The sequence below is a fragment of the Haliea sp. E1-2-M8 genome, from assembly GCF_030649675.1.
In the GTDB taxonomy this organism is placed as follows: Bacteria; Pseudomonadota; Gammaproteobacteria; order Pseudomonadales; family Halieaceae; genus Haliea.
On the sequence record NZ_JAUTDR010000005.1, the window covers coordinates 209,835 to 227,581 of the forward strand.

General features: G+C 61.3%; 15 protein-coding genes and 1 tRNA gene. 7 read left to right on the forward strand and 9 right to left on the reverse strand.

Going from position 1 to position 17,747, the window contains the following annotated elements; translation table 11 throughout:
* Nucleotide 1: 1 nt before the first annotated feature.
* The gene (locus Q6D67_RS06250; protein ID WP_304704746.1) at nucleotides 2-1,648 is read right to left on the reverse strand and encodes a peptide ABC transporter substrate-binding protein; all 1,647 of its coding nucleotides are present in this window, start codon (nucleotides 1,646-1,648) and stop codon (nucleotides 2-4) included.
* Nucleotides 1,649-1,712: 64 nt separating this feature from the next.
* Nucleotides 1,713-3,518 (reverse strand): long-chain-acyl-CoA synthetase, encoded by a 1,806-nt coding sequence (locus Q6D67_RS06255; protein WP_304704732.1) that lies wholly within the window; start codon nucleotides 3,516-3,518, stop codon nucleotides 1,713-1,715.
* Nucleotides 3,519-3,610: 92 nt separating this feature from the next.
* On the opposite strand from Q6D67_RS06255, the gene Q6D67_RS06260 reads away from it, so the two are divergent.
* Both Q6D67_RS06260 and Q6D67_RS06265 read left to right on the forward strand, forming a co-directional pair.
* Nucleotides 3,611-5,107: a carboxypeptidase M32 gene (locus tag Q6D67_RS06260; protein ID WP_304704733.1), complete on the forward strand. Its 1,497-nt coding sequence runs from the start codon at nucleotides 3,611-3,613 to the stop codon at nucleotides 5,105-5,107.
* Nucleotides 5,108-5,134: 27 nt separating this feature from the next.
* Nucleotides 5,135-6,532 (forward strand): wax ester/triacylglycerol synthase family O-acyltransferase, encoded by a 1,398-nt coding sequence (locus tag Q6D67_RS06265; RefSeq protein ID WP_304704734.1) that lies wholly within the window; start codon nucleotides 5,135-5,137, stop codon nucleotides 6,530-6,532.
* Between the two features lie 4 nt (nucleotides 6,533-6,536).
* On the opposite strand, the gene Q6D67_RS06270 is transcribed toward Q6D67_RS06265, so the two are convergent.
* Nucleotides 6,537-7,076: a VOC family protein gene (locus Q6D67_RS06270; RefSeq protein WP_304704735.1), complete on the reverse strand. Its 540-nt coding sequence runs from the start codon at nucleotides 7,074-7,076 to the stop codon at nucleotides 6,537-6,539.
* A gap of 190 nt (nucleotides 7,077-7,266) precedes the next feature.
* Here Q6D67_RS06270 and Q6D67_RS06275 point away from each other — a divergent pair, with 190 nt between their 5' ends.
* The 3 genes from Q6D67_RS06275 to Q6D67_RS06285 are packed head-to-tail and all read left to right on the forward strand — an operon-like array spanning nucleotide 7,267 to nucleotide 10,313.
* Nucleotides 7,267-7,767 (forward strand): 2,4'-dihydroxyacetophenone dioxygenase family protein, encoded by a 501-nt coding sequence (locus tag Q6D67_RS06275; RefSeq protein ID WP_304704736.1) that lies wholly within the window; start codon nucleotides 7,267-7,269, stop codon nucleotides 7,765-7,767.
* 58 nt (nucleotides 7,768-7,825) lie between these two features.
* Nucleotides 7,826-8,611, forward strand: coding sequence for a glucose 1-dehydrogenase (locus tag Q6D67_RS06280; RefSeq protein WP_304704737.1), 786 nt, complete (start codon nucleotides 7,826-7,828; stop codon nucleotides 8,609-8,611).
* Between the two features lie 10 nt (nucleotides 8,612-8,621).
* Nucleotides 8,622-10,313 carry an AMP-binding protein gene (locus Q6D67_RS06285; protein WP_304704738.1) on the forward strand — a complete coding sequence of 564 codons (1,692 nt, stop codon included), beginning with the start codon at nucleotides 8,622-8,624 and terminating at the stop codon, nucleotides 10,311-10,313.
* A gap of 26 nt (nucleotides 10,314-10,339) precedes the next feature.
* On the opposite strand, the gene Q6D67_RS06290 is transcribed toward Q6D67_RS06285, so the two are convergent.
* The 3 genes from Q6D67_RS06290 to Q6D67_RS06300 are packed head-to-tail and all read right to left on the reverse strand — an operon-like array spanning nucleotide 10,340 to nucleotide 15,178.
* A complete protein-coding gene (locus Q6D67_RS06290) occupies nucleotides 10,340-12,091 on the reverse strand; it encodes a thiamine pyrophosphate-binding protein (protein ID WP_304704739.1) in 1,752 nt (583 codons plus the stop codon).
* A gap of 25 nt (nucleotides 12,092-12,116) precedes the next feature.
* A complete protein-coding gene (locus Q6D67_RS06295; RefSeq protein WP_304704740.1) occupies nucleotides 12,117-12,911 on the reverse strand; it encodes an SDR family NAD(P)-dependent oxidoreductase in 795 nt (264 codons plus the stop codon).
* A 35-nt stretch (nucleotides 12,912-12,946) separates the two neighbouring features.
* On the reverse strand, nucleotides 12,947-15,178 hold the full coding sequence (locus Q6D67_RS06300) for a TonB-dependent receptor (protein ID WP_304704741.1): 2,232 nt from the start codon (nucleotides 15,176-15,178) through the stop codon (nucleotides 12,947-12,949).
* Between the two features lie 246 nt (nucleotides 15,179-15,424).
* On the opposite strand from Q6D67_RS06300, the gene Q6D67_RS06305 reads away from it, so the two are divergent.
* Together Q6D67_RS06305 and Q6D67_RS06310 are read left to right on the forward strand one after the other, a co-directional pair.
* Nucleotides 15,425-16,243 carry a LuxR C-terminal-related transcriptional regulator gene (locus tag Q6D67_RS06305; protein ID WP_304704742.1) on the forward strand — a complete coding sequence of 273 codons (819 nt, stop codon included), beginning with the start codon at nucleotides 15,425-15,427 and terminating at the stop codon, nucleotides 16,241-16,243.
* A 58-nt stretch (nucleotides 16,244-16,301) separates the two neighbouring features.
* Nucleotides 16,302-16,377: transfer RNA gene (locus tag Q6D67_RS06310), tRNA-Thr, on the forward strand.
* A 147-nt stretch (nucleotides 16,378-16,524) separates the two neighbouring features.
* On the opposite strand, the gene Q6D67_RS21740 is transcribed toward Q6D67_RS06310, so the two are convergent.
* From Q6D67_RS21740 to Q6D67_RS06320, 3 genes are read right to left on the reverse strand one after another with little or no spacing between them, the layout of a single operon-like run.
* A complete protein-coding gene (locus Q6D67_RS21740) occupies nucleotides 16,525-16,833 on the reverse strand; it encodes an SDR family NAD(P)-dependent oxidoreductase (RefSeq protein ID WP_370551926.1) in 309 nt (102 codons plus the stop codon).
* Nucleotides 16,721-17,263, reverse strand: a complete 543-nt coding sequence (locus tag Q6D67_RS06315) for an ABC transporter ATP-binding protein (protein WP_304704743.1) — start codon at nucleotides 17,261-17,263, stop codon at nucleotides 16,721-16,723. The genes Q6D67_RS21740 and Q6D67_RS06315 overlap by 113 nt, the downstream gene beginning before the upstream one ends.
* Before the next feature lie 39 nt (nucleotides 17,264-17,302).
* On the reverse strand, nucleotides 17,303-17,473 hold the full coding sequence (locus Q6D67_RS06320) for a hypothetical protein (RefSeq protein ID WP_304704744.1): 171 nt from the start codon (nucleotides 17,471-17,473) through the stop codon (nucleotides 17,303-17,305).
* Nucleotides 17,474-17,747: the final 274 nt, after the last annotated feature.

Genomic DNA, 17,747 nt, shown 5'->3' on the forward strand with positions numbered 1-17,747 from the left:
GCTACTCCAGCTCGAATTCGGCCAAGGGCATTGGCTCCAGGTCGACGTACTTCATGTTGACGAAGTCCATCAGGTTGGAGGGCATGCCCTTCACGCTGGGATGCACCAGATGCTTGCTGGCGTAGGTATAGATCGGAATGATCGGCATCTGCTCCATCAGCCGGGTCTCCGCCTCGTGGAAGATGGCAAAGCGCTCCTCCTTGGTGGCGGCCTGGGGTGCCCGGCGCAGAATCATCTCATCGTAGACCGGGTCGGCAAAACCGGTGTTGTTGTTGCCGCCGTCACTGATGTACAGGTCGAGGAAATTGTTTGGATCCACGTAATCGCCGATCCAACCGCGACGGGCAACATCGAAATTCATCTCCGACACCGAATCCAGATACACCTTCCATTCCTGGTTGGCCAGGGTGACCTCGATATTGAGCACGTCTTTCCACATCTGCTGTACGGCCACCGCGATCTTGCGATGGCTTTCGCTGGTGTTATAGGTCAATTCAAGCCCTGGCCAGTCGGCACCGTCCGGGTAACCGGCCTCCGCCAGCAAACGCCGGGCCTGCTCGGGATCGAAGCTGAACAGCTGCGGCGGCTGGTAGCCCAGCGTGCCCGGGGGCGTAATCGCGTAGGCGGGGTCATTGCTGCCGTGGAGCACGTTCCTGGTCAGCGATTCGCGGTCCAGCGCCAGCGACAGGGCCCGCCGGACCCGGACATCATCCAGCGGCGGCCGCCTGGTATTGAGCAGATAAAAATAGGTGCCGAGGTAAGGCGCCTCGACTAAAGGACTGTCCTTCAGCTTGCGGTAGTCGGGTAACTTGGCCAGCGGCACATCATTGCTCACGTGCAGCTGGTTGACCCGGAACATGCGCTCTTCACTGACTAGATTCTCGGTTGGGTAGAACACCACGCCGTTTAGGCGCACCGTGTCCGCATCCCAGTAGTGCGGGTTCTTTTCCACCACTATGCGCCGGTTCAGCTGCCACTGCAGCAAGCGGAAAGGGCCGTTGCTGACGATATTGCCGGCCCGGGTCCAGCGGGTGAACCGGTCCGTGGCCGCCCCGAACTCCTCCACCGTGGCGCGCGGCACCGCGAAGCTGCTGTAGTGGTCCATCAGCTGCAGGAAATACGGGGTGGGCTCGTTGAGCGTGACTTCCAGAGTCATGGCGTCCAGCGCCCGCACCCCGAGCAGTTCCGGGTCGTCGAGCATGCCGGTGGCGTAGGCTTCGGCATTCAGCACCGGATAGAGCATGTAGGCGTAGAGATTGCCCATCTTCGGATCCAGGGCGCGGCGCCAGGACCAGACAAAATCGTGCGCGGTCACCGGCTCGCCGTTGGACCAGCGCCCTTCCGGCTGCATGTGGAAGGTGATCACCCGGCGGTCTTCGCTGAACTCCCAGCTGGCGGCTGCGCCGGGTTCTGGCTCCAGGGTCCAGGGGTTCTTGCGGGTCAGGCCCTCGAACATGGCATCGATCAGCTTGCTCTCTGGAACCCCGGTAACCACATGGGGGTCCAGCCCCTGGGGCTCGGAGCCATTGCCAAAATGGAGAATGCCGTCACGATTGCCCTGGGCGACGTTGGATTCACCGGCGCTGCAGGCGAGCAGACCGGCGAACGCGGCCAGCAGGAGCAGGTATCTGGGGAAACAGCGGGGCATGGGGGAAAAGTACCCGGTTTTTCTCCCCAGCGCCAGCAGTTCACGGGGCAAGTTCACCAGAACCTCAGTAGCCGGCCGCTCCGCTCTGGATTCTCTCGAACCAGTCCGTGTCCAACGGTTCGTATCGCGTTGCACCGGGTTTGAGGACACACAGCAGATCCGTCACCTGCGCCGGGTCGTAACCCTGCTTGCGCAAGTCCCCTTTCAGCAGCTTGAACGTACCGGTGGTATCAATTTCGCTCTGGATACGCAGGAACAGGGGGCGGGCGTAGGGCGGCAGTTCTGCCTGTACATGGGCAGAAAAACTGGCCAGGTCCAGGCTCTCGACTCCCTCCTCAAGACGCAGTGCGGCCATCCCGGCACGGCCATCGGTCCCGGGCACTTCGACGCCGAATACGTTGCTCAGCGCGACCTGGGGATGTTGGTTGAGAATTTCACCCACCTCGTTGGTGGACACGTTCTCGCCCTTCCAGCGGAAAGTGTCGCCGATGCGGTCGACGAACTGGTAGTGCGGCAGGCCGAGGGCGAACCCCACATCCACGGTGCGCATCAGGTCACCGGTGTTGAACCAGGCGTCGCCGGGCTCGAAGACGTCCCGCAGAATCTTTTTCTCGGTCGCCTCGGCACTGGTATAGCCCTCGAACCGTGTCAGCGCCGTGATCTTGCCCAGCAGAAGTCCCGGCTCACCGGCCTGGACTCTGACACAGCGGCCGGCGCCGTCGCGTACGACCTCGTCGCGATCCACATCGTATTGAATCAGGGCAGTCGGCAGTGCGGAACTGCCCACCGTGCAGTCCTTGTTCAGAAGATTGACGAAGCCGATATTGCCTTCACTGGAGCCGTAGAACTCAATGATCCGATCAATCCCGAAGCGGTCCTTGAACTGGTGCCAGATGTCTGGCCGCAGGCCATTGCCGACCACCGCCCGCAGGGGGTTGTCGGCGTCGTCCGGCTGCGCGGGCACGTGCAGCAGATAGCGGCACAGCTCGCCAATATAGACGAACGCCGTGGTGCGATGTTCCCGGACCTCCGACAGGAACTGGCTGGCGGAGAACTTGCGCCGGATAAACATGCTGGCACCCGCCAGGAATGCCGCCCCCGCGCCCACCATGAGTCCGGTGCCGTGATACAGCGGCAGGCAGAGATACAGGCGGTCGTCCTCGGTGAGCTTGAGCCCCGAGGCCTGGATTATTCCGGCAGTGGCAAGATAGCGCCGGTTGGACAGGACGGCCGCCTTGGGCAGGCCAGTGGTGCCAGAGGTGAAAATGTAAAATGCGGTGTCACCGATGGTCACCGCAGCGGTCTCCGACGGGTTATCGGTGCTCGCCGTTGCAGCCTCCGCCGCCATGTCCAGGGTCCAGTCCGGCGCCGCAACAGCACCGGCATCCGGTACGTACAGGTAGTCGCCAGCCTGCAGCTCCAGCTGGGCACGGATTTCCGCAACGGCCTCCAGGCACTCCTCACCGAACAGAAACATGCGGGAATTGGCGGTGGTTACACAGTGCACCAGGGGCCGGTGGGTAAGGTTGTTGTTGATCAGGGAGGCGACCACGCCCAACTTGTTCAGGGCAATCACCACCACCAGGAATTCGATCCGGTTCTCCATCAGCACGCTGACGACCTCGCCGCGCTTGAGCCCCCGGGCCTTGAACACCGCAGCGTAGCGGTTGGCCTCGGCATTGAACTGAGCCCAGTTCATTTCCCGCCCTTCAAACACCAGGGCAGAGCGACGTGGGAAGCGCTCTGCATTCTGCGCCACCCTGGCGCCAAGGCAATCGGGTGCATCATCCGGCCGTGGTTGCAGCAGCTTCTTTGCCTTGATCAGGCCAGGCACTTCTCGCAGGGTTCTCAGTACATCTTTTTTTATCACCGACTGGCTCCGTGTTGGGATCAAAGGGGTAAGATACCGTTTCAAACGGCACTTGTAACGCGAACCGGACGCACTTTTGGAGCGGGGACCCCATGAATCACTATCAGCAACTGCAACTGCACTTCGCCCGACTCAATGACCTGGGCCACGTGCAGGCCATCGCCGGCTGGGACGAGGCCGCCATGATGCCCACCGGCGGCGGCGAGGCTCGCGGCCAGGCCCTCGCCACGCTGGAGGTAATCATGCACGGTATGGTCACCGACCCGCGCGTGGGGGACTGGATAGAAGGTGCCAGCGAAGAACAACTGGACCCCTGGCAGAGCGCGAACCTGCGCGAAATCGCGCGCAGCTACCGCCAGTCCACCTGTATCCCCGCAGACCTGGTGGAGCGGCAGAAACTGGTCACATCGCGCTCCGAGCAGGCCTGGCGCCGCTACCGCGCGGAGAACAACTGGCAGGCCATGGCACCGCTGCTGCAGGAGGTGGTAACCCTGGCCCGCGAGGAAGCCGCCGTGCGCGCCGACGCCACCGGCCTGTCGCGCTACGACGCCCTGCTCGACACCTATGAACCGGGCATGACCTGTGCCCGCGTGGACCCGCTGTTCGCGGACCTGAAGGGATTCCTGCCCGACCTGCTGGACGAGGTCCTGGCGGGACATGCGGCCGAGCCCCTGCTGCTGCCCGAGGGCAGCTTCAGCGTCGAGGAGCAGCGCCAGCTGGGGCTGGAACTGATGCGTACCCTGGGCTTCGACTTCGAACACGGCCGCCTGGACGTCAGCCACCACCCCTTCTGCGGCGGCGTCCCCAGCGATGTCCGGATCACCACCCGCTATCGCACTGATGACTTCGTGGCCGCACTGATGGGTGTCATCCATGAAACCGGCCACGCCCTGTATGAACAGGGCCTGCCCGCCAACTGGCGCCAGCAGCCCGTGGGCCAGGCCCTGAGCATGGCCATGCACGAGAGCCAGTCGCTGCTGATGGAAATGCAGGCCTGCCGCTCGCGGGAATTCCTCCATTACCTGACACCGCACCTGCAGCACGCCTTTGCCGCCGCCGATCCGGCGCGGCCGGCCTGGAGCGAGGACAACCTGTATCGCCTGTATACCCGGGTCAAACGCGGCTACATCAGGGTCGATGCCGACGAGGTCAGCTACCCCCTGCACGTGATCCTGCGCTATGAACTGGAGCGGGACCTGATGGAGGGCAGGATGGAGGTCACTGAAATCCCGGAAGCCTGGGACCAGCGCATGCAGCAATACCTCGGGCTCTCCACCGCCGGTAACTACAGCGACGGCTGCCTGCAGGACGTGCACTGGCCCGCGGGCCTGTTCGGCTACTTCCCCACCTACACCCTGGGCGCGATGACCGCGGCACAGCTGTTCGCGACCGCGCGCCGGGACAACCCCGAGCTGCTGCAGCAATTGGGCGACGGCAACTTCTGCGCGCTCCTGGGCTGGCTGCGGGACAAGGTGCACAGCCAGGGAAAACTGCTGGACTATGATGCATTGATGACTCAGGCCACCGGCGACACGCTGCAGGCGCACTATTTTCGCGATCACCTGCAGCAGCGCTATCTGGGTCTTTAGAGCCCGCCGCCAAACAGGAGGAATGCCGTGGAAAAGCTCAGCGCCCAGGACGTAGGCTTCCTCAAGATTGAAACCCCGCGCTGCCCCTTTCACGTGGCCGCGCTGGTGATCCTCACTCCGCCGGACAAGGCAGCCGCCAACTACCTGCGCCAGCTGGCGCGCAAATGCGGCCGCCTGAACGAGATCCTGCCCGCTTTCAACAAACGCCTGGAGGATCCCGAGGATCTGTCCGCGGCGGCCTGGATTCCGGCGGACAACTACCAGGCGGCGAACCATGTGCTGCACTACGCCCTGCCGGCGCCGGGCCGCATGGCCGACCTCTTGCCGCTGGTGACACGGGCCCACGAACGGGCTCTGGATCGCTCCCGGCCGCTGTGGGAACTGCACATGATAGAGGGCCTCCCCGGCGGCCGCTTCGCGCTGTATTGCAAGACCCATCACGCCCTGGTCGACGGTATCGGCGCCATGCGCATGATCCAGAGCCTGTTCAGCACCGACCCCAAACAGAAAATTGACCTGCGCAAGGTGCGGCGGGAGCCGACCCGCCAACACAGCCATCACAGCCTGTTCCAGCAACTCGGCGGCGTCGCGAAAGGGGTTCTGGAGCAGTACCGCGCGCTGCCGCAGCTATCGCGCCTGCTGCTGCACATGGGCGCGGATATCCTCAAGGGCAACACCGACGCCATGCGCCTGCCTTTCACTGCGCCGCGCACGATCTTCAATACCGAGCTGGAATCGCGCCGCAGCCTCAGCATCTGCGACCTGCCCCTGAAAACGGTGAAACGCCTTGCCCGCCAGCACGGCGGCACCGTCAACGATGTCCTGCTCGCTATCTGCGGCGGCGCCCTGCGGCGCTACCTGCAAGCGCATGCCGCTCTGCCAAAGAACTCCCTGATCGTCGGTATGCCCATGTCACTGAAATCCGGCGGCGAGCGCGAAGGCAACCGCCTCAGCTACATCATCAGCCCGTTCTTTACCGACGAGAAGGATGACCTGCGCCGGCTACAGCGGGTGATCCGCACCACTCGCGCCGCCAAGGCGGAGATGACCAGCATGTCGGTGACGGCGGCGGAGGACTTTTACGCCCTGCTGATGGTACCCGCGGTACTGCTCACCATCAGCGGCAACGCCGAGCGGTTCAACCCCGCCATCAACGGAATCTTTTCCAACGTCCCCGGGGCAAAAACTCCGCTGTATCTGGACGGCGCGCGGATGGAAGCCCTGTATCCGCTCTCCATCATTACGCACGGCATGGGCCTGAATATCACCGTTGTCAGCCAGGCGGGCAAGCTGTGTTTCGGCATTGCCGCCTGCCCGACGCGGCAGGCGGATATCGAGCAGCTGCCCGGCCACATCAGGGCCAGCTACCAAGCGCTGCGCCGGGCGTCGGCTTCACCCGGCGACGCCAAGCGGCGGAACGACTGAGGTCTCAGCCGGGAGTGCGCACCTGCTCGCTGCCATCCCAGCCGACGGCCGCATGGCGGATGTCGGTCCACAGGCGCTCCACCGCCGGGGTCATCTCCACCACCTCAATCATCCCGAAGACGGCGCTGCGGGTGTCGAAATAGGCCGCGCGGCCACCCACCGCCACCGAGCAGGAGAGAACCATTTCGAATCCCTGGGAAGCATAGTGTGCGCAGCTGCGCTCGAAATCGGTGGCGGCAATCGCATGATGATGAAAGCACCAACCCGACTCCCGGAATACCTCGCGGTAAGGTGAAGGTTTGTCATCGAGCGGCTGAATCAGCTCAAACTGCATGTGGCCGCAATTCGCCAGCGCCAGGCTGACGGCAAAATCAGCGGGCTGGCCCTTGTACATCAGGTCATTGAGCTCGAAGTTCTCAAACAAGAACCACGGCCCCACATTCAGCTGCCGGGTCAACTGCGCCATGGCTGTGTGGATATCATCGGTGATGAAGGCAGTTTGTATAACGCCACCATCGGGCTGGCCAAAATTCAGGACGGGCATTGCGAAGTCTCCTGTTACGGGTCAATAGCGTATTCACCACAAAGGCAGGAAACAATGAGTATTTCTACTCTGTCGAGGCATTTTTCCGGGTGCTAGGCTGCAATTCGAATGAGATTTCCCCAGGGGAGACCCTGCTGTAATACGCACCGCGCGGGAAATCATAGCCCACCAGCCTGAATGGAATACCGCCATGAACAGTACCAAGACCAGTAACCAACTCACCGACTCCGGCACTACCGGCATTGAGATCAGCAAGCAGCTCAAGAGCGCGTTTTTCGCCCAGGGTGATCTTGAATGGATCCCCTGGGTCATGCCCGATACCTGGTTCAAGCTGCTCGCGATCAACCCGATAACCGGCGGCTTCAGCATGATGCTGAAAGTCGGTCCCCACAACATCGCCCCTATCCACGGCCATACCGGCTCGGTGGAAGGTATTATCCTGGAGGGTGGTTTTGCCTACGAGGACGACTGGGGGCACGCTGGCGACTACGTGCAGGAACCGGCGGGGATCAACCACAAACCAACCACCGGCGCCGAAGGCATGGTGATGTTCGCGATAGCCCATGGCCCGCTGGCTGGCTATAACGACGATGGCAGTGTCGCGCTAATCCTGGATGCCAGGGAAATGTTCCGGATGGCGGAAGCTGCCGGTGCCGCCACCCATGTGGACAAGCCTGAGCACTGGGACTGAACCGGGATGCACAGCAGCCGCGAGACCAATCCAACTACCAAAGGGAGAGCCACTTAACATGAGCGACAATAGACTGGCGGGCAAGACTGCCATCGTGACCGGTGGCGCATCGGGACTGGGCCTGGGGATTGCCCAGCGGTATATTGAGCACGGCGCCTCCGTAATCATTACGGACATAAATATCAAGGCCGGAGAGCAGGCGGCAGCCAAAATCGGTGCTCGCTTCATCGCGCAGGACGTCACCGTCGAGAGCAGTTGGGAAGCTCTGTTCACTGCGCTGACGGATGAGGACATCCACGCCAACGTGCTGGTGAATAATGCCGGATTTGCCGACGCCGGCCTCGGAGTGCTGTTCGAGGACATTGACGTGTCGCAAGTGAAAAAAATCTTCACGGTGAATGTCGACGGCACCATACTGGGTTGCAAACATGGCATCCGTCACATGAAACGAGACGGCGGCTCCATCATCAACATGTCCTCCATTGCCGCCATGGTACCTGTGCCATTCATCGCAGCCTATGGTGCATCCAAGGCCGCGGTACGCCATCTCACCCAGTCAGTGGCCCTGTACTGTGCCCAACAGCACTACCGCATCCGCTGTAATTCCATCCATCCCGGACAGATTCGCACGGCGATGCACGATCGCCTGGTAGATGCCACCGCGGAACAGAACGGCATCACCGCGGCAGAGGCAGAGGCCGGGTTTCTGAGCATGATTCCCATGGGGGAGTTCGGCCAGGTGGAGGATATTGCCAACGCCGCACTATACTTTGCCAGCGATGAGAGCAAGCATGTGACCGGCGACCGCATTCTGGTGGATGGTGGCATGATGCTCACCAGCTGATGGAGGCGACATGACTGACAGACTGAGCTATGTAAGTGGCATTGCGGCTGTTCCGCTCCTGTATAAAACTATTGGTTTGGCGCTGGACGAGGCGGCTGAACGCTGGGGCGACAGGGAGGCGCTTGTCGTAGGGCATCAGGACGTTCGCTGGAGTTGGACTGAACTCGCTACCAGGGCCGAAGCTCTGGCGGCGGGCTTCCTCGCACTGGGGCTGGAACCCGGTGACCGAGTGGGAATCTGGTCACCGAACAGGGCGGAATGGGTGCTCACGCAGTTTGCCACCGCCTGTGCGGGGCTCGTGCTGGTAAATATCAACCCGGCCTACCGCTCGGCGGAGCTTGAATACGCCCTGAACAAGGTCGGCTGTCGGGCGCTGGTATTGGCGGACCGATTCAAGAGTTCCGGCTATGTGCAGATACTGCGGGACCTGGCGCCTGAAATCGACGGCGCCGCACCCGGAAAATTGCACGCGGCCCGCTTACCCCGGCTCACCCACGCCATCGTTATTGCCGAGGAGGAACCGGCCGGGTTCCACCGTTTTGCCGACATTGCAGAGCATGCGACGGATGAGAGCAGGCATAGGCTGTCGGAGCTCAAAGGTGAATTGCAGCCTGAGGATCCAATCAATATTCAGTTCACCTCAGGCACCACTGGCTCACCCAAGGGGGCGACACTCAGCCACCACAACATTCTCAACAACGGCTACTTTGTGGGCGAGGCGCAAGGCTTTACCGAGCAGGATCGGCTCTGCATTCCGGTGCCGCTGTACCACTGCTTCGGCATGGTCATGGGCGTGCTCAACTGCGTGACCCACGGCGCGACCATGGTCTTTCCCGGCGAGGCGTTCGAGCCCCGCAGTGTGCTGGAGACAGTCGAGCAAGAGAGATGCACCTCGCTGTATGGGGTGCCGACCATGTTCATTGCCGAGCTCGACTATTCGGAGTTTGGCAAGTTTGACCTGTCCTCCCTCCGCACCGGCGTGATGGCGGGCTCTCCCTGCCCGGTGGAGGTCATGAAGAAGGTCATTGAACGCATGCACATGGAGGATGTGACCATTGCCTATGGCATGACCGAGACTAGCCCGGTGAGTTTCCAGACCCATCCCGATGACCCCTTTGAAAAGAAAGTGGGTTGCGTAGGCCGTATCCATCCCCACCTTGAGGTCAAGATCGTGGATGCGGCGGGCAAGGTGGTACCCGTGGGCGAGCGGGGTGAACTCTGTACCCGGGGCTATTCAGTGATGTGCGGCTACTGGGACGATCCCACGCGCACGGCGGAGTCCGTGGACGACAGGGGCTGGATGCACACCGGTGACCTTGCCACCATCGACGAAAGCGGTTATTGCAACATCGTCGGGCGGTTGAAGGACATGATTGTACGCGGTGGCGAGAATATCTACCCCCGGGAAATCGAGGAATATTTTTACCGCCATGAAAAAATTCAGGACGTAGCAGTTTTCGGCGTGCCAGACGATCGCTACGGCGAGGCCGTTGCCGCCTGGATCCTCCTGAAAGAAGGCGCGAGCGCTACAGAGCAGGAAGTCCTGGACTTTTGCAAGGGCCAGATTGCGCACTACAAGATTCCTGCCTACATCCGGTTTGTCGATAACTTCCCAATGACAGTGACAGGCAAGATCCAGAAATTCGTGATGCGTGAGCAAATGGCCGGGGAGCTGCGATTGCAGCAACCGCTAACGGCCTGACAGATGCCAGCCGCGTCACGGGGGGCTCAGGCAACTGCCTGCAGGGGTGTTTTCTCAGGGGCGGGGAACTGGAACCCTTCCAGAATGATGTTGGGCCACAGGAAATCCATGGGATGCGGCGTGAAATCCACGCCAATATTGAGCACTGCCGGGCGACCGCTGTCCATCGCACGCTGGACCGCGGCGGGGATGTCCCGAAGCTCCGATACATCCTCGGCGTAACAACCAAACCCCCTGGCAACGGTAGCAAAATCAACCGTAGACAGTTTGGTGCCGAAATCGGGGTTCTCCAGCATCTCCCCAAAGGGCTTGTACATGCCCCAGTAACTGTCATTAAACACGATAACAATGACCGCCAGACCATAACGACTGGCGGTTTCCAGTTCCTGGACGGTCATGCCCATGGCACCGTCACCCGTCAGGCAGAAGACTGCCCTCTCCGGGTGCGCCAGTTTGGCAGCATTGGCGTAGGGCAGGCCGAAGCCGAGATGCCCCATGCCGGGAACAAACAGCGACCGCTCCGGGCTGTCCACCTGAATGTGGGAGATTGTCCACATCATGGTCTGGCCCCCATCGTGGACGACAATGGCATCGCGAGGCAGCAAGTCGGCAATTGCGGCAGCGACCGCGGACTCGTTGAGCAAACCGGCGCCGCCGACCACCCTGCTCTCCTTCGCCGTCTCCCGATACAATGCCCTGTCCGCATCGCGCTGCTTCAGGGTCGATTGCTTCCAGTCCAGGTCCTGATGGAAACCGACATCTTCCGCCAGCACTTGCAGCAGCGCCTCCAGGCTTGCCCGGGCATCTCCCACCAGGCCGATCTCCACCGGTACGGCACGGCCAATGGACTCGGCATCTATTTCGATCTGGATGATCTTCTGGTCGTCCGGCTTCGGGTAGTGCGGCGGCTTGTGAATGGGCGTGAAGGTGGAGAACTTGCAACCCACCGCAAGCACCAGATCCGCTTCCTGGCCGACATCAATTGCCGCCTGTCCGGACACCAGGCCCGCGGACCCAAGGGTATTGGGATCCGCCGGATCCAGCACCCCGCGGCCGTTTGCCGTGGCCATGGCCAGCATGTCCGTGTGCGCCACCAGCTCGCGAAACACCTGCACACCACCGGAGCGGGCAACGCCACCGCCGGCAATCAGCAGGGGCCGGCGGGCTCCCCGCAGGGCAGCCACAACCCGCAGCAACTCCTCCCTGCTGGGCACCGGGCGCTGCGGTCGATAAGGCGGTGTCTGGTCGAGGTCGTAGCGGCACATCAAGGTACCGACATCACAGGGAATATCCAGATGCACCGGCCCAGGGCGCCCCGAACGGGCAATGTGCACGGCCCGCTCGAACAGTTCCGGGGCGCGCTCCGGATGGTGCACTATGGCATTCCACTTGGTGATCGAGCGGAACAGCCCGATCTGGTCCGCTGACTGCAACTGGTCGATACTCGGGTCTATCGCCCGGGCCTGGTTCTGCCCGGTAATCACCACGATGGGAATATTGTCGGCAAATGCGGCGGCCACACCCGGCACCAGGTTGGTAGCTCCCGGCCCGACCGTGGCGAAACAGACACCCAGGGTATCGGTGACCCGGGAAATCGAGGCCGCCATGTGGCCAGCCGCTTCCTCGTGGCGGGTCGTGATGTAGACCAGGTCCGGGTCCCGCGAGGCACCGTGCATGATGAGGCCTATCTGAGCCGCAGGCAGGCCGCAAATATACTTCACGCCATGTTTTTTGAGGATGGCGAGCAGCATGTCGCTCACTGTGCATTCTGTAATCATTCCACGGCACTCCGGGACAGGGTTGTCAGTTGCGTTGCGAATGTTTGGAGGGCATGCCCGCAGTGGTGCCACCGTCGACCAGAAACGCGGTTCCGGTGATCATGGCCGACTCCTCACTGGCCAGAAACACGACCGAATTAGCTATGTCCTGTGGTGTTGCCAGCCTTCCGAGGGGAACGTTATCGACCATGCCCGCGACCATGGCATCCCGGTCTCCCACCATCTCGGCGATCGGGTCCAGCATCTCAGTATCGACGTAGGTCGGGTGGATGGCATTGCAGCGAATGCCGTAACCACGCTCGGCACAATCCATGGCCACAGACTTGGAGAGCAGGGTGACACCGGCCTTGGAGGCGCCATAGGCTGGCAGATCCGAGGTGCCCAACAGGGCACCAATGGACGAAATGTTGATCAGCGAACCGCCACCATCAGACTGCCTGATGGCACGGATACCGTGCTTGCAGGCCAGCATGGTGCCGGTGAGGTTGACCGCCAACACCCGGTTCCACTCCTCGAGCACCATGTCTTCAACGGTGCCGGTAATTCCGATGCCGGCGCAGTTCACCACGATATCCAGGCGCCCGAACAGTTCGATGGCACGGGCTGTTGCCGCCTCCCAGTCAGTCTCGTTGCTGACATCCAGCGTATGGCTGGCCGCTGCGGGGCCGATGCGCTCGGCGGTTGCCTGCGCGCCCTCGTTATTGATGTCAGCCACCAGGACACTGGCGCCCTCACGCGCCAGCGCCTCGCAGGAAGCACGTCCTATGCCCGAGGCACCCCCGGTGACCAGTGCCACCTTTGCTGTCAGCCTGCCCATCATGACCTCCTCCCCGCCGGCCCGTTTCGTTTCACGTTTCAGAAGTTGAAACGCCCCTCGATGCCGACCCAGCGGGGCTGGCCGAGGGTCTGCTCGGTGAAACCGTTGGAAGCGATATCAAAGGCATAGCTGATGTACTCCTCGTCGAGGAGGTTGCGGGCAAACAACGACAATTCATACTGTTCGTTGGGGGAGGTGTAGGTGACGCGGCCATTAAATAGTTTGTAGCTGGGAATATCGGTGTTGGGCGCGTTGGTCAGCTGTGAAAAATAGCCGCTGTTGTAATAGCCACTCAACTGTACCGAAATTACCCCCGCCTGCAGGGGAAAGTCCTGCACGATGGCACCGCTGAAAGTGAACTCCGGTGACTGTGGCGCTTCCCGGGTGACATTGATCGGAGCGAGCGGATCCGTCCCGATCAGCACGTCTTCCACCTCGGTATCCAGGTACGCGGCGCTGAACATCAGCGTGGTGGTGTCCGTCGGCGAGATGGTCAGCTCGGTGTCCATTCCCTGAATCGTGGCATCGGTGTTGTACAGGGTGAAATTGATGCCACGCTGGTCAAAGGCCTGGTAGTCACGGTAATCGTAGTAATAGGCACTGATGTTCCAGCGCGCCCGGTTGTCCCAGAAGTCCAGTTTGCTGCCGACTTCCCATGCATATATATCCTCGCCGTCAAAGCGCAGACCGGCAAAGGGCGCATGGCCCGCAAACCCGGCGTTGTAGTTGAACGCCTTATAGCCCTTGTTGAAGCTGGCGTATAGCAGCCAGTCTTCCGCGGCGCTGTAATCCAGCTGCAGGCGGGCGGAGACGCCGTCTTCGTCGTATTCGTCGACGATGGGCCCGTTGGTCAGCACCTCTTCAATGAGGCTGCCCGGCGGTACTCCCAAAGGGGCCTGGCCGGGAATGGGAACGCCCCCGGCGCGCAGGAACGGCACCGCATTGTAGTCGTAGTCCTTTTCATCGTAGGTCCAGCGCAGGCCCGCGGTCAGCACCAGATCCGGGGTCAGGTCGCGCTCCAGCTGGCCGAACGCCGACCAGGAAGAGGTTTCCACGCTCCAGTTCGCCGTCTGGCCCAGGGAGAGTGCCGCGGGATTCAGATCCGGCGGTGGATTGACCAGCAGTGACTGGCTGTAGTCCCCGTCAATATTCAGGTAGTACAGCCCTGTGGTCCAGCGGGTTGCTCCCTCGACCTGCTCTACGCGGAGTTCCTGGCTGAAAGTATCGCTGTCGCCGGTCTGACCGAATTCGATAAAGGGGAATGGGGTCAGGTCATTGTCTTCCAGATAGTCGGACTCGACGCTGTTCAGGTTGCTGAGCGATACCAGCCTGACCTGGTCAAACTCATAGGCAATATTGGCAATGAGGTTGCTGGAGTCACGCTCCAAGAACCCGGGCTGGTCGAAAGCGCCACTGTAGAGGTCATTGTCAGGCTTGACGTAGCCGAGAACGGTGTTGTTCACCCCGGGCACATTGAAGCCGAGCCCGGTCACTGGGTCAATCGCCGCGCCCTGGGTGTGGGCGCCGCCGACATTGTCCACATCCATCTCGTAGATATCCGCTGAGAGCAGTATATCCAGTCGATCCGAAGGGGTGATCTGCACATGCAGACGCCCTGCCAGAGTGTCGTCCTCCAGCTGGTCGGGGCCTACAGCATTGTCGATGTAGCCGTCCGCCTTGCTGTGGAACAGTGCCAGCCGGGCCCTGACCGTGTCCGACAGCGGACCGCTGATTGCACCCTGGACACTGTAGGAACTGTAGCTGCCGGCGGATGCCTTCACGTAGCCTTCCACCTCCTCCGTGGGCTTGTTGGTGATCAGGTGGATGAGCCCGCCGGTGGCGTTGCGACCAAACAGGGTACCCTGGGGACCGCGCAGCACTTCGGCCCGACTGATGTCGTACATCTTGATGGAGTTGGTGGAGATGGAGGACTGGTAAACCTCATCCAGGTACAGCGCATTGGGCGATTCGATATGTCCGGCGAAGTCGTTCTGAGCCACGCCGCGGATGGATACCAGGCCCACCAGCGGGGCCCCGCCTCCGTTCTGCAGCATCAGGCCCGGTGTCACCATGGTCAGCATGTCGGTATCGGTGATATTGAACTGCTCCAGTGCGGCCCCGGACATCGCCGTGACCGAGATCCCGGTATCCTGGAGGTTGATTTCACGCCGGGTGGCGGTGACGACAACTTCCTCCAGGGTGTTCGCCATCACATCGGCGTTGAGCAGCGCCAGAATCGCTGCCGGCAAAATACAGGTTCTCTTATACATGGGTACACTCCAGGTCGTGGCCTTCGCAGGAATTGCTGTAATCGCGCAAGGCGTCAATCGAGCTGCCTGCCGGCTGGTACAGAAGATCCCCGCACAGGCGCTTGAGCATGGGGATGGAGTCTAGGCGCCCGGCACCCGAAACGGGATAGCGAGAATTACTCAATTTTGTATATACTCAAAGTATAAAATGATAATCCGGAGTGGCGGGATATGGCTGGAAAGCTCCCCCGCCCGAGGTAGAACGTCATGGTAGCGCTGCGTACACGGGACCTGCAGGATGTTGTCGACATCAGCCACAGAGCCCTCGAATGCGACAACATGAATCAACTACAGAAGGAAGCCCTGGCTTCCATGGAGCGCGCCATCGGCGCGCGCAGCAGTATCTATGCACATCTCAGCCTGAGCCAGCAACAGATCCGCATCAGCGAGGGGCAGGACCGCGGCGTGCCGGCCGGGGCGATGGCGCGCTGGTGCGCCGGCTATCACCGCCAGGATCCCTTCATGCAGAGCTACCTCACCTGCCTGTCGACATCGTCACGAAATGTCATCGTCTCCAGCGAAGTCATCAGCCACCACGACTATGTGGCCACCCGGTTCTACAATGAGTTTCTCAGGCCGCAGTCGATCTATCACGTGATGATCATTGGTCTGAGGCCATCGGGACGCGCCCCCTTTGGCGTCATCGGCCTGCACCGTTCCGCAGGCGAACGCGGCTTCTCCCGCCTGGAGGTCGCCAAGGCCGACCTGATGGCCCCCTGCCTGCGCGGCGCCGTCGAGCGCATCCAGGCACGGGAACTGTTGTCCCGGCACGGGCACGTGACGCCGCGGGGCGTGGACGTGGTTGCCACCGACGGCACCACGACCCTGGAACAGCGCATGGAAAAGTTTGGCCTGTCACGACGCGAGAAGGAAGTGGTGGAGCTCCTGCACCAGGGCCTGACCAGCATGCACATAGCCGACCGCCTCAATATCAGCGTCCGTACCGTCAACAACCACCTGCGCTCGGTCTATGACAAGAGCGGAGTACACAACCGCACCGCCCTACTCTACCAGCTGACCTGCTGACAACCACTGCGCCGACGGTTGTCAGCGCCGCGGAAAATTTTGCTATACTCGCGCCCTCGCCGGTGTAGCTCAGTTGGTAGAGCAGCGCATTCGTAATGCGAAGGTCGTAGGTTCGACTCCTATCTCCGGCACCAATAATTCAATAAAATCAGATACTTAAGTATTTCATCCCTATATTAGTCCCCACTAAGCGAAAAAGCAACTTCCATTAACTAGGCATCAAGCGGTGATGCCTGAAGCCGATTGACAAAGCCATTGCATTCACAATGAGAGAGCGATTATCACCGGTTACTTGATAGAGTAACCCCATCCACCGCGAAATTAGCGCCCAAGGCAACACTAGAACGATCAGAGAGCAGCCAGACAACTGTCTCACCAATTTCCTCGGGGCGGCCAAGACGCCCTACCGGCTCAGCCTGTACAAGCATATCCCGTAAACCCGGAACATTGGTCATTTGCGTGATCATCATGGGTGTCTCAACGACACCCGGAGAGACCACATTGATACGCACGCCCTGCGCACCATAGTCGAGAGCGGCGCTGCGGGTAAGACCGAGCACACCGGCCTTGTATGCGCAGTAGGCAGCCATGTTTACTGCCCGACTTCCGCGAGTCGCGACCGGTCAGCCCCACCGCATCCAGCCAGCTGGCGAGTTCCCTGCGCTGGACCGTGCGCGATGCGCCGGCGAGATCCAGCGGCAGCAGGATATTCTCCGCCGCGGTCAGCGTGGGAATCAGGTTGAACCGCTGGTAGACGTAGCCGATATATCGCCGGCGGAACCGCGTGCGCGCCGGTTCCACAAGGTCGACCAGCGACTCGCCATTGATGTACACGCTGCCCGAGCCGAGATCATCGATACCGCCCAGGTGGTTGAGCAGCGTCGACTTGCCCGAACCGCTGCGACCGAGCAGCGCGACACGCTCGCCGGCACCGATCGACAGCGAGACATCATGCAGTACGGTGTGCGACCGCCCCGCCTCGTCGTAGGCATAGGACAGGTTTCTGGCTTCGACCGGCATTGGGAAAGTTCCGACAGCGTTGCATTCGCGTCAATGATACTACAGGGTCAATGCGTCGCCCCGTGTAACTGTGCTGGAGATCGACCTGTAGCCGCAGGCGCTCTCCAGGATCAGCTTGTTGCTGCCCCAGGCCTCGCCGTAGTGATCACCCGGCCCCTCGCCGATATAGATCCAGTCGAGGACCGAGAAGAAATCCACGGGTTGATACATGCGACCAGCGCCGCATTCGCCGCGACCAGCACGTCCACCCGGCTCTGAGGATTTTCCAGCGCGATATCGCGCTCCTCGAGTAAGCGCAGCGCAAAGTCGAGCAGCTTCTGCCGGTGGGTGCCGGGCAGCAGCGGAAACAGTGCATGATGACGCGATAATGTGCGGGTGAGTTCGTCAACGCGATAGCGGGAGGATGTCATGAAAGAGTTATTGTCAAATCTGGTGTTCAAGGGCCTGAATCAAGCGGCGGCCTGGTTTGATTCTGTTACCTCGA

What these genes read in the sequence shown, in the direction of transcription:
- Q6D67_RS06250 (WP_304704746.1), bottom strand. Translation starts at nt 1,648, where the DNA reads ATGCCCCGCTGTTTCCCCAGATACCTGCTCCTGCTGGCCGCGTTCGCC.
- Q6D67_RS06260 (WP_304704733.1), top strand. Translation starts at nt 3,611, where the DNA reads ATGAATCACTATCAGCAACTGCAACTGCACTTCGCCCGACTCAATGAC.
- Q6D67_RS06270 (WP_304704735.1), bottom strand. Translation starts at nt 7,076, where the DNA reads ATGCCCGTCCTGAATTTTGGCCAGCCCGATGGTGGCGTTATACAAACT.
- Q6D67_RS06275 (WP_304704736.1), top strand. Translation starts at nt 7,267, where the DNA reads ATGAACAGTACCAAGACCAGTAACCAACTCACCGACTCCGGCACTACC.
- Q6D67_RS06280 (WP_304704737.1), top strand. Translation starts at nt 7,826, where the DNA reads ATGAGCGACAATAGACTGGCGGGCAAGACTGCCATCGTGACCGGTGGC.
- Q6D67_RS06285 (WP_304704738.1), top strand. Translation starts at nt 8,622, where the DNA reads ATGACTGACAGACTGAGCTATGTAAGTGGCATTGCGGCTGTTCCGCTC.
- Q6D67_RS06290 (WP_304704739.1), bottom strand. Translation starts at nt 12,091, where the DNA reads ATGATTACAGAATGCACAGTGAGCGACATGCTGCTCGCCATCCTCAAA.
- Q6D67_RS06295 (WP_304704740.1), bottom strand. Translation starts at nt 12,911, where the DNA reads ATGATGGGCAGGCTGACAGCAAAGGTGGCACTGGTCACCGGGGGTGCC.
- Q6D67_RS06300 (WP_304704741.1), bottom strand. Translation starts at nt 15,178, where the DNA reads ATGTATAAGAGAACCTGTATTTTGCCGGCAGCGATTCTGGCGCTGCTC.
- Q6D67_RS06305 (WP_304704742.1), top strand. Translation starts at nt 15,425, where the DNA reads ATGGTAGCGCTGCGTACACGGGACCTGCAGGATGTTGTCGACATCAGC.
- Q6D67_RS21740 (WP_370551926.1), bottom strand. Translation starts at nt 16,833, where the DNA reads ATGGCTGCCTACTGCGCATACAAGGCCGGTGTGCTCGGTCTTACCCGC.
- Q6D67_RS06315 (WP_304704743.1), bottom strand. Translation starts at nt 17,263, where the DNA reads ATGCCGGTCGAAGCCAGAAACCTGTCCTATGCCTACGACGAGGCGGGG.
- Q6D67_RS06320 (WP_304704744.1), bottom strand. Translation starts at nt 17,473, where the DNA reads ATGTATCAACCCGTGGATTTCTTCTCGGTCCTCGACTGGATCTATATC.